This is a genomic window from Sphingobium sp. (genome assembly GCF_041987595.1).
GTDB lineage: Bacteria > Pseudomonadota > Alphaproteobacteria > Sphingomonadales > Sphingomonadaceae > Sphingobium.
This window is the reverse complement of sequence record NZ_JBHIWJ010000105.1, coordinates 1-13,253: the sequence shown is the minus strand read 5'-3', so window position 1 is coordinate 13,253 and position 13,253 is coordinate 1. Positions and strand designations below refer to the sequence as shown.

Below are 13,253 nucleotides of genomic sequence, written 5' to 3'. Positions count from 1 at the left end.
CGTCGAAGCCAGGTGCTTGACGGCCCGCATTTGGCGTGTGCGCGGCCGCAAAAAGGGGTGAATTTATGCGTTTTGAGCGGATTTCCAGGCTCCTGATCGGCGTATCGCTGCCTGCCGTGGCCCTTTCGGGCTGCGCGACGGGGGGCGGCAGCGCCCAGTTGCCACCCGCTTCCTTCGTTTCGCAACAGGAGGGGCCGGGCGAGGAATATGTCATCGGACCGCTCGACGATCTCACCATCTTCGTGTGGCGCAACCCTGATTTGGGGGCAAAGGTGCAGGTGCGGCCTGACGGGCGCATCACCACGCCGCTGATTTCTGACATGCCGGCTGTCGGCAAGACGCCCAGGCAACTGGCCGATGATCTCAAGGTCGCGCTCGGCAAATATATCGAAAATCCTCTGGTGTCGGTGATCGTCAACAATTTCTCCGGCACGTTCAGTCAGCAGGTGCGGATCGTCGGCGCGACCGAGAAGCCCGCATCGATCCCCTATCGCGCGAACATGACGCTGCTTGATGCGATGATCTCGGTGGGCGGCCTTTCCGAATATGCGGCGGGCAACAAGGCGCGACTGGTCCGCTTCAACCGCGAAACCGGCAAGCAGCAGGAATATCAGGTCCGCATCGGCGATCTCCTTAAGCGCGGCGACAGCAAGGCGAACGTCATGCTGGCGCCGGGTGACGTCATCATCATCCCTGAAAGCATGTTCTGACGATGGCGGCGCTTCTCGACGAACTGCTGGTCATCCTGCACGGCATATGGACGCGGCGCTGGCTGGCGCTGGCGGTCGCGTGGGGCGTGTGCATGGCGGGCTGGCTGGGCATTGCGCTCATCCCCAACAGCTACGAGTCCAAGGCGCGGGTCTATGTAAAGACCCAGTCGCTGCTGGATGATAAGGTCGGCATCACCCAGGTCCAGTCGCAGCAGGACCTTGACCGGGTGCGACAGACGCTGGCCAGTACGGAAAATCTGGAGCGGGTGGTCAAGGAAACCGACCTTCGGCAGACAGTCAACGGTCCGCGTGACATTGCCGCGAAGATCACGGCGCTGCGCGAGGGCATCACCGTGATGGCGCAGCTTGATCCCAGCATGATCGACATCAGCGCCAAGTCCGCCGATTCGAGCCTGTCGGATGGCGCCAACGCGCGCATTTCGCAGCAGATCGTGCAGAAGCTGGTCGACATTTTTCAGGAAGCGAACCTTTCGTCCGACAAGGCCGAGACGAGGCAGAGTCTTGCTTTCCTTGATCAGCAGCTTGCTCAGCGCGGTCAGCAACTGGCCGCGGCCGAACAGCGCCGCGTGGAATTTGAACAACGCTATGCCGGGATGCTGCCGGGCGCAGGGTCGATCGGCCAGCGGATGGACGCTGCCCGGTCGGAGATCAACAGCATCGATTCGCAGCTGGTGCAGGCGCAGAGCGCTCTCGCTGCGATGAACGGGCAGCTGGCGGGCACGCCGCAGACCTTGCCGGGCGTGGGGTCTTCGGGCGGTCCTTCCGCTCTCGCGCAGGCGCAGGCCGATCTCGCCTCGATGCGGGCGCGGGGTTTCACCAGCAGTCATCCTGATGTGATTGCGGCCCAGCGGCAGGTCAGTCTGCTGCGCGGACAGGCGGGCGGCGGTGCTGGTAGCACGCCCAATCCCGCCTATCTGTCGATCAAGTCGATGCAGGCCGAACGCGCAGCGACGGTGCAGGGGCTTTCCGCCCGCAAGGCGCAGTTGCAGGCTGATCTCAACAGCATGTCCGCTCGCCAGACCGATGAGCCGGGCCTCGCCGCCGAGCAGGAAAAGCTCGATCGCGATTATGAGGTGCTCAAGACCCAATATGACAAGATGCTCGCCGACCGCGAGGAAATCCGCCTGCGCGGCGACGTGAAGTCGGAAACCGGTTCAGTCCAGTTCCGCGTCATCAACCCGGCAAGCCTGCCGACTGCGCCGACTGCGCCGAACCGGCCGTTGTTGCTGCTCGGCGTGCTGATCCTTGGGCTCGGCGCAGGCATCGGTTCGGCCTTTGCCATGGCGCAGCTCAAGGGCGGCTTTGCCAATGCGGCCCGGCTGGAGCGGGCCTTGGGCGTGCCGGTGATCGGATCGATCAGCCAGACGGTAAGCGCGGGGCAGGCCGCGATCGAAAAGCAGCGCCTGAAATGGTTCGCGGGGGCAAGCGGTGGCCTCGCCGCGCTTTGCCTGCTGCTGATCGTCATTGAATTTGTCCAGCGCGGGCTGGCCTGAAGGGGACGCACGATGAACAAGCCCAAGTCCCTTTCCGGTGGCTCGCTGATCGAGCGGGCGACGCAGATTTACGACTTCAGCGCAGCGCTGAGCGGTCGTGCAGCTCCGGTGGTTGAAGTGCCGCAGGATGAGCCGGTGGTGCCGATGGTGCAAACACCGACGCCGGTTGCCGCCGCGTTTGAGGCGGTGGAGGCGGCCTGGCGCGCGCCGGACTGGACCGGCCCGGTACAGGTCATCGACCGCATCGCGCTGGTCGAGGGGGGCTATCTGCTGCCCGATGGTCCGGTGACCGCGATGAGCGAGGAGTTCCGGCTGCTAAAGCGCGACCTGCTTTCCGAACTGGCGGCCAGCCAGCGCGGCAACCGTGTCCTCATCTGTTCGGCGCAGAGCGGCGAAGGCAAGAGCTTCTGCGCGATCAATCTCGCGCTCAGCCTCGCGGCCGAGAAGGAGCGGGAAATATTGCTGGTCGACGCCGATTTCGGCAAGCCGGGCATCCCCGACGCGCTGGGGCTGACCGCCGGGCCGGGCCTGATGGACGCGCTGGCCGATCCGGCCATCGCGATCGAAGATTGCGTGTTGCGCACAGACATTCCGGCGCTCTCCGTCCTTCCTGCGGGGCAGCGGAGCAATAATGACACGGAATTTCTCGCATCCGCGCGAACAGAAGTGCTGTTTAACCGGCTCACGGAAGGGCGGCCCGACCGTATCGTCCTGTTCGATTCGCCGCCCTTGCTGGCGGCGTCACCGGCTGCGGTGCTGGCGAGCCATGTGGCGGTCGCGCTGCTGGTGGTGCGCGCCGACCGGACCACGGAAAGCGCGCTGCGCGATGCCGCAAGCCTGTTGAAAGGCGCGGGTCAGGTGAAGCTGCTGCTCAACGGCGTGCGCTTCTCCACCGGCGGACGGCGCTTTGGCAGCTATTATGCCAAGGAGCATGCGGGGTGAGAATGTCTCGCATCGCCCTTCTTCTCGCGGGGATCGCACTGACCTTCCCCGCCTTTGCGCAGGAGGAACAGCGCAAGGTCGACGTCACGCCTTATCTGGGCATTGATCAGGTCGTGGTCGCGCCCATCAAGGGCGGCGGCGACGTCCTGACCTATACCAATGTCACCGCGGGCGTGACGGCCAGCATCCAGACGCGCCGGATGGTGGCTTCGGCCGACCTGCAATATGCGCACAGCTTCGGCTGGGGCGATCAGCTGAGCGATCAGGATATCATCAGCGGTATCGTCAGCGGCCAATATGGTCTGGCGCGAGGGCTGACGCTGAATGCCGGCGGCCTTGCGACGCGGGTGCGGACGGACGGCCTGTCGGGCGCTTCGGTGCGCAATGACGGCTTTAGCAGCCAGGTCTATGCGGGCTATGTCGGCCCGTCTTACACCACCCGGCTTGGCGATCTCGACATCCAGGCTTCCTATCGGCTGGGCTATGCGCGGGTTGAGGATGACGTCAACGTCGATTTCCCCGGTGCGCCGCGGGGCAGCTCCTTTGCGGATTCGACGACCCATGACCTGATGGGATCGGTGGGCGTCGGGCCGGGCGTATGGATGCCGCTGGGTCTCGTCGCCAGCGCCGGTTACAGCCGGGAGGACGCGAGCCAGCTCGATCAGCGGTTCGAGGACAAATGGGGTCGGATCGATGCGACGCTGCCCGTCTCGCCCACGCTCGCCCTCATCGGCGGTGTCGGCTATGAGGATATGGAGATCAGCCAGCGTTCGCCGCTGCTCGATTCCAACGGCCTGCCGGTGATTTCGTCGAGCGGCCGTTATGTCACGGACAAAAGTTCGCCGCGCCAGCTCCTCTATGATTTCGACGATATCATCTGGGATGTCGGCGTCCTCTGGCGGCCCAGCCACCGCACCTCGCTGACCGCGCGGGTGGGCGAGCGCTATGGCGGCATGACCTATTCGGGCAGCTTCATCTGGCAGGGACGCAGCAAATCCTTCGCTCTGGTCGTGTTCGACGGGATCGACAGTTTCGGGCGGATCATCACCTCCGATGTGGCGGCGCTTTCGGGCAGCAACCTCAACATCGTGCGCAATCCCTTCACCGGCGATTTTACCGGCTGCGCTTTCTCGACCAGCGGCGGCGGACAATGTTTCAACGATGCGCTGGCCGGGGTCACCGGCGCCAACTTCCGCTATCGCGGCGTCGCGGCGCAATTCGCGGCGGAACGCGGGCCGTGGGGGATGGGGATCGGTCTTGGCTATTCCCAGCGCAAGTTCGTGACTCCTTCGGGCGAGACGATATTCGTGCGCGGCACCCGGGACCAGAACTGGTATGGCAATGCTTCGCTGACCTATCGGATCGACGGCCAGTCGAGCATCGATACGGCGGTCTACGCCAATTATTTCGACGCCAGCGGCAATCGGCTGGATGTTCTGAATCTGGGCGCCTTCACCAGCTATTACCGGCTCGTCACGCGCAACCTGCAAGCCTCGGCTTCGGTCGGCGTGGACAGCACGAAGGCCGATGATTTCGACGCGCTCATCAACGCCATGGGCCAGGTCGGCCTGCGTTATACATTTTAAGCTAAAGCCCGGTCGGGTGGAGAGATGGATATGTACGATCAGTTCTACGGATTGCAGGGACGCCCGTTCCAGCTGACGCCGGACCCGCATTTCTATTTCGAGAGCGCGACCCATCGCAAGGCCCTGTCCTATCTGGGCTATGGACTGGCGCAGGGCGAGGGTTTCATCGTCATCACCGGCGATATCGGCGCGGGCAAGACCACGCTGGTAGGGCATCTGATGAACACCATCGATCCCTCCCGGCTGACGGCGGTGAAGATCGTCTCGACCCAGGTCGAGGGCGACGACATGCTGCGCCTGGCCGCACAGAGCTTTGGGCTGGCCGTGGACGGCATGCCCAAGGCGCAGATTTTGAAGCAGATCGAGGGCTATCTGCATGCGCAGGCCCGCACCGGCCGCCGCTCGCTTCTGATCGTGGACGAGGCCCAGAATCTGCCGATTTCGGCGATCGAGGAACTGCGGATGCTGTCCAACTTCCAGTTGGGCGGCCAGTCGCTGTTGCAGATCTTCCTGCTCGGCCAGCCGGAGTTTCGCGATCTCATCAAGTCGCCCGAACTGGAGCAGCTGCGCCAGCGCGTGATCGCAACCCATCATCTTGACCCGATGATGCGTCGGGAGGTCGAGCCTTATATCCTGCACCGCCTCTCGCTGGTCGGCTGGAACGGCGATCCCCAGTTCACGCCCGAGGCCTTCAACGCCATCTATGCCGCGACCGGCGGCGTACCTCGGCGGATCAACGTTCTGGTGAGCCGGGTGCTGCTGCTGGGCGCGCTGGACCAGCTGTCGGTCATCGATGCGGAGGTGGTCTATGCGGTCGTGACCGATATGGGCGCGGATGCCGACGTCACGCCCGAGCCGATGACGCATAGCGTGCTGGACGACGCCGAGGAACTGGTCGGGATGCCCCAGCCCGCGCCGGCGTCGGTCGTCGATCCCGTCATGTCGGATGATCTCGCTACGCTGCGCGCCGAAGTCGAGCATCTGCGCAGCGCGCGGCCGGAACCGGCGGCCGATCAGATGGCAGAGGTCGCTGCGCTTCGGGCGGAGATTGATACGCTGAGGGCGGAAAATGACTTTGCCCGCGCCGCGCCGAGCGTCGATCCTGAGGCGCTCAAGGACTGTTTCACGCTGATCGAAGAACGGCTTTCCACGCTGGAGTTCCGCGTGACCGAACAGGATACGGCGCTGCGCCGGGTGCTGACGATGCTGGTCGAATGGGTGGAGCGCGAGGAGCGGATCGGCAACCCGCAGCATAGCGCCGCCGCCTGAGCGGACCCATGCTTAACGCCCTGTCCGTTGACGTCGAGGACTGGTTTCAGGTCGGCGCGTTCGAGCGCACGATCCGGCGCGAGGATTGGGCGGGACTGAGCCATCGTGTGGAGCGCAACACCGACGAAGTGTTGGCGATGTTCGAGGAGGCCGGCGTGACGGCGACCTTCTTCACGCTTGGCTGGGTTGCGGAGCGTTACCCGGCGTTGATGCAGAGGATCGTCGCTGGAGGGCATGAGGTGGCCAGCCATGGTTATGATCATGCGCGGGTTTTTACCTTTGACGGGGCGCAGTTCCGCGCCGATCTGCGCCGGTCGCGGGCGATATTGGAGGATGCGGGGGGGCAGGCGGTGACCGGATATCGCGCGCCGAGCTTCTCCATCGACCGACGGACGCCCTGGGCACATGAGGTGCTGGCCGAGGAGGGCTATGCCTATTCAAGCAGCGTCGCGCCGGTCCGGCACGATCATTATGGCTGGCCCGAAAGCCCGCGCTTTGCCTGGAAGCCGGTCAAGGGATCGCCGCTGGTAGAGTTGCCCGTGACGACGGCGAAGCTGGCCGGGCGCACGCTGGCGGCGGGAGGAGGCGGCTTCTTCCGCTTGTTGCCCTATGGTTTTTCGCGCTGGGCGATCCGGCAGGTCAATGCGCAGGATAAGCGACCCGCGATCATCTATTTCCATCCCTGGGAGATCGATCCCGGCCAGCCGCGCGTCGACGGCGCGTCGCTGCGGTCGCGCTTTCGGCATTATGCCAATCTGTCCGTCATGGCCGCCAAGCTGCGGCGGCTGACGCGGGATTTTCAATGGACGCGGGTGGATGCGGTCGCTGCGCAGGAAGCGGAGCGGGCGGCATGAGGACGGGCGAAATTTTCGTCACGGCGCTCGACCTTGCTGATCCGGCGCAGCGGGCGGCGGCGGACGCTTTCGTGATGGCGCATCCCGAGGGCACGCCTTTTCATCGGCCCGCATGGCTGCAGGGAGTAGCGCGAGGCACGGGCCATCGGGCGCATATGCTTTCGGCGGTCGCGCATTCGGGGCAGATCGTAGGACTGCTGCCGCTGCACCATGTGAAGAGCGCCCTGTTCGGGGATGCGCTGGTGTCTTCGGGCTTTGCCGTGGATGGCGGAATATTGGCAAGCGATCCGGCAGCGGTATCCGCGCTTGCCGCGGCCTGCGAGGGTATGGCGCGGGACGGAAGCATCGCTTCGATTGAATTGCGCGGCGGGCCGGTGCCGGGAGAGGGCTGGGCGCTCCATGAGGGCAGCCATGTTGGCTTTGCGCGACCGATCGCGACGGATGATGAGGCAGAACTGCTCGCGGTGCCGCGCAAGCATCGCGCAGAACTGCGCAAGGCGCTGGCGAATGATGCGCTGCGGGTCGAAACGGGCCGGGATGCGCGGCATCTGAAGGCGCATTATCGCGTCTACTCGGAAAGCGTGCGCAATCTGGGCACGCCGGTCTTTCCGGCGCGGCTGTTTCGCGAGGTGCTGGTGGCCTTTGGCGAGGATGCGGACATCCTCATCGTTCATGAAGGCGCCCGGCCGGTGTCGGCGGTGCTGACGCTTTATCATCAGGGGCGGGTCATGCCCTTCTGGGGCGGTGGGATCGCGGATGCGCGGCGGCTGCGGTCCAACGAACTCATGTATTACCGGCTGATGGCGCATGGCCGGGGCCGGGGCATGAGCGTCTTCGATTTCGGCCGGTCCAAGGCCGGCAGCGGACAGGCGGCATGGAAGAAGAGCTTCGGTTTCGATCCTGTGCCGCTCTCTTATCATAGCTGGTCTGCGAGTGGTGGGCGGCGGGACATCAACCCCAACAGCCCGCAATATCAGCGCCGGATCGATCTCTGGAAGAAATTGCCGCTGCCGATCGCCAACCTGATCGGCCCCTTCATTGCGCGGGGTCTGGGGTGAAGGGCGAGCTACTCTTTCTCTGTCACCGCATTCCCTTTCCGCCGGATCGGGGGGACAAGATTCGTTCCTATCATCTTTTGAAGCGGATGGCTGAGCTCGCTCCGGTGCATGTTGGCTGCTTTGCGGATGATGCCCGCGACATGGGTTTTGCGCCCGACATGGCGAAAATGACCGCCAGCCAGTGCGTGCTGATGCGGGATCGCTCGCGCATGACGGCGGGCCTCAAGGGGCTGGCGACGGGGCAGTCGCTGCTGGTGTCGCTGTTCGATCATCCGGCCCTGCATCGCTGGGTCGCGCAGACGCTGGCGGAGCGACCCATCGCGGCGGTCGTCACCTATTCGGCGCAGATGGGGCATTTCGTGCCGCTGCTGCCGCAGGGCACCCGCTTCGTCATGGATTTCGTGGATTTCGACTCTGCCAAATATGCCGCTTATGGCGCGCAGGGTTCCGGGCCGATGGCGTGGATCAACCGGCGCGAGGGACGGGTGCTGTTCGACTTCGAGCGGGCGGTCGCAAAGCGGGCCGATCTCTGCGCCTTTGTGAGCGAAGCGGAGGCGGCGCTGTTCCGCCAGGCGAGCGGCCTTGGCCCCGATCGCATCGTCGCCATCGATAATGGCGTGGCGCTCGATTATTTCGATCCCAGAACAGAATTCCCGGCCATCGGGCATGGCGACGGGCCGCTGATCGTCTTTACCGGCCAGATGGACTACCGGCCCAATATCGAGGCGGCCGACACCTTCGCGAAACAGGCCTTTCCCGCCATCCGCGCCGTCCATCCCGATGCGCGCTTCGCTATCGTGGGGCGCAATCCCGTCAAGCCGGTTCAGGCGCTGGCGGCGCTGCCCGGCGTGATCGTGACCGGCGCGGTGCCGGATGTGCGCGGCTGGCTGGCGGCGGCGGATGTGGTGGTGGCGCCGCTGCGCATTGCGCGGGGAATCCAGAACAAGGTGCTGGAGGCGATGGCCATGGCGCGTCCCGTCGTCGCTTCGCCCCAGGCCGCCGAAGGCATCGATGCGCGGGATGGGGAGCATCTGCTGATCGCCGCCGATCCGGCCGATGAGGCCGCAAAGGTCATCGCCCTGCTTTCTGACGGAGAGCGGGCGCAACATATGGGCAAGGCGGCGCGGGCGCGGATGGAGGAGCGCTATCGCTGGTCCTCGACGCTGGCCGCCTTGCAGGACATGCTGTTCGGCCCCGCGGTGAATATGAGAGCCGCGTGATGGAGCGCGTTCTTGCGGCAGGGCCGTGGCAGGGAAGCGGCCTGACCGGCTGGCGCGGGCATCTGACGGCTCTCGCCATCGTGGCGGCGACGATCCTGCTGCTGTTCCATCGCGACTGGCTGGCCATGGCGTCGATCTGGTGGCATGCCTCCACCTATGGCCATTGCCTGTTCATTCCCTTTCTGGTCGGCTGGCTGATACAGCAGCGCCTGCCGGGGCTGAGACGGCTTGAGCCGGCGGCCTGGGCGCCGGGGCTGGTCTGGCTGGCGCTGGGCGCTCTCGCGTGGGTGATGGGCGCTGCGGCGGGAGTTGCGGTCGTGCGCCATGGCGCGCTGGTGGTCATGGGGCAGGGTGCGGTCGTCGCGCTGCTGGGCCCGGCGGTGGGTCGGGCGCTGCTCTTTCCGCTGTTCTACGCCTTTTTCATGGTGCCCTTCGGCGAGGAAATCGTCGCGCCGTTGCAGCTGGTGACGGCGCATATCAGCATGGTTCTGCTGGGGATCGTCGGCGTGCCCGCGCATATGCAGGGCATCTTCATCACCACCCCCAACGGCTATTTCGAGGTGGCGGAGGCCTGTTCCGGCGCGAAGTTCGTGATCGCGATGACGGCCTATGGCCTGCTGGTGTGCAATCTCTGCTTCACCGCCTGGTCGCGGCGCATGTCCTTCATGATCGGGGCGTTGGCCCTGTCGATCCTTGCCAATGGCGTGCGCGCCTTCGCGACGATCTGGGTCGCGGAACTTACCAGCATCGACGCGGCGGCGGGCTTCGATCATGTCGTCTATGGCTGGGTGTTTTTCGCGATCATCATGATGCTGGTCATGGCGATCGCATGGCCCCTTTTCGACCGCAAGCCCGGCGATCCCTGGTTCGATCCGCAAAGCTTGCAGCCGAAGGCGCCGCGGGCATCGAAAACCGGCATGGTGGCCGCGATTGCGCTGATGCTGATCGTCGCGGCGCCGCTCTGGATGGCGGCAAGCGCGGCTGCGGGCGAGCCGCTGCCCGGTGCGCCCGTCATGCCGCAGCCCAAGGGCTGGATGCGGAGCGATGAACCCGCGTCTGCGCCCTGGCGCCCGCGTTTCGATGGGGCGGACCATCTGGTCATGGCGCGTTATCGCAACGCTGCGGGGCAATTGGTCGATCTGGCCATTGCCACCTATGACCGGCAGGACGAAGGCCGCGAACTGGTCGGCTTTGGGCAGGGTGCCGCCGGCGCGGATAGCGGCTGGACATGGTCACAACCCGCGCCTTCTCCGGCTGATGGGCGCGGTGAGCAGATCATGGGTCCCCGCCGCGCCGTACGTCATGTCGTCAGCTTTTATAGGGTGGGGAGCGGTGCTCCGACCGGGAGTGCCCATCTGGTTAAACTGGAGACGATGAAGGCGCGGTTGCTGGGAGGAGATCAACGCGCAGCCGCGATATTGGTGTCCGTGGAGGAAAAGCCGGGCCAGTCCGCCGATGCCGTGATCAGCACTTTCCTGCAGGATCTTGGCAATGTGAAGGATTTGGCTGACCGCAGCCTCGGAAGCCAGGCGCATCTGGCTCGATCCCATTGATCGAACCTGTAGCGGCTTACCTTTTGTTTGCTGCATTTTGCGGGCTGTCGACTGTTCCAGCTGACTTCAAAATGCTCTAGGACCCTTCGCATGTGCGGAATAGCGGGCATTTTCCATCTTGAAACGGCCAAGCCGGTCGACCCGGCGCGGGTCGGACTGATGCTGGAGGCCATGCCGTGGCGCGGGCCGGACGACAGCGGCATATGGACGGCGCCGGGTGTGGGGCTGGGCCATCTGCGCCTGTCGATCATCGACCTGGGCAGCGGCGCGCAGCCCATGCTGACAGAAGATGACAGTCTGGCAGTCGTCTTCAACGGCGAGATTTACAATTTCATGGAGGTGCGCGCCGAACTGGAGGCGAAGGGCCACGTCTTCCGCACGCACAGCGACACGGAGGTCATTCTCCATGGCTATCGTCAGTGGGGCGAGGCCTGCGTCGAAAAGTTCAACGGCATGTTCGCCTTTGCATTGTTCGATGCGAGGGCGCAATCGCTCTGGCTGGTGCGTGACCGGCTGGGGGTGAAGCCGCTCCACTATGCCCTGCTGTCCGACGGCAGCCTGATCTTCGGGTCGGAACTGAAAAGCCTTCTCGCCCATCCCCTGTTGCGCCGCGCGCCGGACCTTTCGGCGGTCGAGGATTATCTCGCCTACGGCTATGTGCCTGACGATGCCTGCATGGTGGCGGGCGTGCGCAAGCTGGGCGCGGGCGAGGCGTTGCGCCTCGTGCGCGGGCGCGCCCTGCCTCAGCCGCAGCGCTATTGGGACGTCAGCTTTGCCGACCGCAGCAAGGCATCGCCCCAGGCGCTGGAGGAGGAGCTTGTCGCGCTGATGCGGCAGGCGGTGCGCTCCCGCATGATGGCGGACGTGCCGCTCGGCGCCTTCCTGTCGGGCGGCGTGGACAGCAGCAGTGTGGTCGCCCTGATGGCCGAAGCGTCGAAGCAGGCGGTCAAGACCTGCACCATCGGCTTTGACGTCGCGGAACTCGATGAAACCGACTATGCCGATCGCATAGCCCGGCGCTTCGCCACCGACCACCGAGCGCGAACCGTTTCGCCTGACGATTATGGTCTGATCGACACGTTGGCGCTGCATTTTGACGAGCCTTTCGCCGATGCCTCGGCGCTGCCGACCTATCGGGTGTGCGAGCTGGCGCGGGAGCAGGTGACGGTGGCGCTGTCGGGCGACGGCGCGGACGAAGCCTTTGCCGGTTATCGCCGCCACCGCTTCCAGATGCAGGGGGAAAGGCTGCGCGGGCTGATCCCGGCGTCGTTGCGGCAGCCCTTGTTCGGGACGCTGGGGCGCTATTATCCCAAGGCCGACTGGGCGCCGCGCCCATTGCGCGCCAAATCGACCTTCCTCGAACTGGCGGGGGAGGGCGGGGAAGCCTACGCCGCCTCGGTCGGGGTGACGCCCCATGCCTTGCGGCAGCGGCTGTTCAGCCAGGACATGAAGGCGCGGCTTGGCGCCTATCGGGCGGAGGATCGCTACATCAGGGCGATGGCGGACGCGCCTGCGCGCGATCCGCTGGACCGGGCGCAATATGCCGATATCCGCATCTGGTTGCCCGGCGATATCCTGACCAAGACCGACCGGATGAGCATGGCCGTCAGTCTGGAGGCCCGCGAGCCATTGCTTGACCACCGGCTGGTCGAATTCGCGGCGCGTCTGCCCGTCGCCCAGAGAATTCGCGGCAATAGCGGCAAATATCTCATGAAGAAGGCTATGGAGCCGTTTTTGCCGCAGGACATTCTCTATCGCCCGAAAATGGGTTTCGTGACGCCGATCAGTGCGTGGTTTCGCGGACCGCTCGCTGGTGAAGCGACCGCAATTGCGGGGGGATCGGCGCTGGCCAAGACCGGCTGGTTCGATACGAAAATGCTGGGCAAGGTCGCGGCCGACCATAAATCGGGATTGGCCGATCATGGCCGGTTGCTTTGGCAATTGCTGATGCTGGACAAGGCGCTGACGCGGCTCTTTGCCCTTTGAACCGGCGCAGGCCCTTGCCAGCGGCAGCCAGCAGTGCCAACGGGGCGTCACGGAAGTTCAATCAAGGCCCCAAAGTGACAGTGTCCAAGGAAATCTTGCGGTTGCGGCTTTACCTGCTGTGTCTGCTGGGGGACATGGCGGGGTTGTTCCTGTCATTTCTGGCCGCGAACCGGCTGGTGCTGGGCGCATGGGCGGGTGAACCGGGCAAGCCGCACGGCCTTGTCATGTTCGCCATGGTCGCGCCGCTCTACATACTGCTGGCGGTGCAGGGCGGGGCCTATGGCATCCACATGCTGGAGAATATCCGGCGCGGGATTTTCCGGGGGCTGCTGGCGCTGGCGCAGGCGGCGATGCTGATGCTGCTGATCGTCTACCTGGGCAAGATCGCCGAACAGCTTTCGCGTCTGACATTCGTGGTTGGCCTTGGCATTTCCGCTGTCAGCGTGACGCTGGTGCGGCTGGCGATCGCTCGGTTGGGCGCGCGGCTGCTGGGTGAAGTGCCGCACCTCACCGCCGTTATCATGGATGGCGTCACCATCGAAACCGGGCCGCATATGGAAG

At 64.9% G+C, this 13,253-nt stretch carries 10 protein-coding genes and 1 pseudogene; all 11 read left to right on the top strand.

The genetic code is table 11. The features are described 5' to 3' along the window. Nucleotides 1–65: 65 nt before the first annotated feature. The gene (locus ACFC3J_RS18995; protein WP_375197635.1) at nucleotides 66–710 is read left to right on the top strand and encodes an XrtA/PEP-CTERM system exopolysaccharide export protein; all 645 of its coding nucleotides are present in this window, start codon (nucleotides 66–68) and stop codon (nucleotides 708–710) included. A gap of 2 nt (nucleotides 711–712) precedes the next feature. Then, nucleotides 713–2,224, top strand: a complete 1,512-nt coding sequence (locus ACFC3J_RS18990) for an XrtA system polysaccharide chain length determinant (RefSeq protein WP_375197634.1) — start codon at nucleotides 713–715, stop codon at nucleotides 2,222–2,224. 12 nt (nucleotides 2,225–2,236) lie between these two features. Further along, nucleotides 2,237–3,166 carry an exopolysaccharide biosynthesis protein gene (locus ACFC3J_RS18985; RefSeq protein ID WP_375197633.1) on the top strand — a complete coding sequence of 310 codons (930 nt, stop codon included), beginning with the start codon at nucleotides 2,237–2,239 and terminating at the stop codon, nucleotides 3,164–3,166. A 2-nt stretch (nucleotides 3,167–3,168) separates the two neighbouring features. Beyond that, nucleotides 3,169–4,752, top strand: a complete 1,584-nt coding sequence (locus ACFC3J_RS18980) for a hypothetical protein (protein WP_375197636.1) — start codon at nucleotides 3,169–3,171, stop codon at nucleotides 4,750–4,752. Between the two features lie 30 nt (nucleotides 4,753–4,782). Then, nucleotides 4,783–6,021 (top strand): XrtA/PEP-CTERM system-associated ATPase, encoded by a 1,239-nt coding sequence (locus tag ACFC3J_RS18975; protein ID WP_375197632.1) that lies wholly within the window; start codon nucleotides 4,783–4,785, stop codon nucleotides 6,019–6,021. Between the two features lie 8 nt (nucleotides 6,022–6,029). After that, nucleotides 6,030–6,875: an XrtA system polysaccharide deacetylase gene (locus ACFC3J_RS18970; protein ID WP_375197631.1), complete on the top strand. Its 846-nt coding sequence runs from the start codon at nucleotides 6,030–6,032 to the stop codon at nucleotides 6,873–6,875. Continuing rightward, nucleotides 6,872–7,933 (top strand): FemAB family XrtA/PEP-CTERM system-associated protein, encoded by a 1,062-nt coding sequence (locus ACFC3J_RS18965; protein WP_375197630.1) that lies wholly within the window; start codon nucleotides 6,872–6,874, stop codon nucleotides 7,931–7,933. Before ACFC3J_RS18970 ends, ACFC3J_RS18965 begins: the two co-directional genes overlap by 4 nt. Then, nucleotides 7,930–9,153, top strand: coding sequence for a TIGR03087 family PEP-CTERM/XrtA system glycosyltransferase (locus ACFC3J_RS18960; RefSeq protein ID WP_375197629.1), 1,224 nt, complete (start codon nucleotides 7,930–7,932; stop codon nucleotides 9,151–9,153). The genes ACFC3J_RS18965 and ACFC3J_RS18960 overlap by 4 nt, the downstream gene beginning before the upstream one ends. Beyond that, a complete protein-coding gene (xrtA, locus tag ACFC3J_RS18955) occupies nucleotides 9,153–10,706 on the top strand; it encodes an exosortase A (RefSeq protein ID WP_375197628.1) in 1,554 nt (517 codons plus the stop codon). The genes ACFC3J_RS18960 and xrtA overlap by 1 nt, the downstream gene beginning before the upstream one ends. Before the next feature lie 90 nt (nucleotides 10,707–10,796). Then, on the top strand, nucleotides 10,797–12,692 hold the full coding sequence (locus ACFC3J_RS18950; protein WP_375197627.1) for an XrtA/PEP-CTERM system amidotransferase: 1,896 nt from the start codon (nucleotides 10,797–10,799) through the stop codon (nucleotides 12,690–12,692). Between the two features lie 74 nt (nucleotides 12,693–12,766). Then, nucleotides 12,767–13,253, top strand: a pseudogene (locus tag ACFC3J_RS18945) (sugar transferase); the annotation flags it as partial.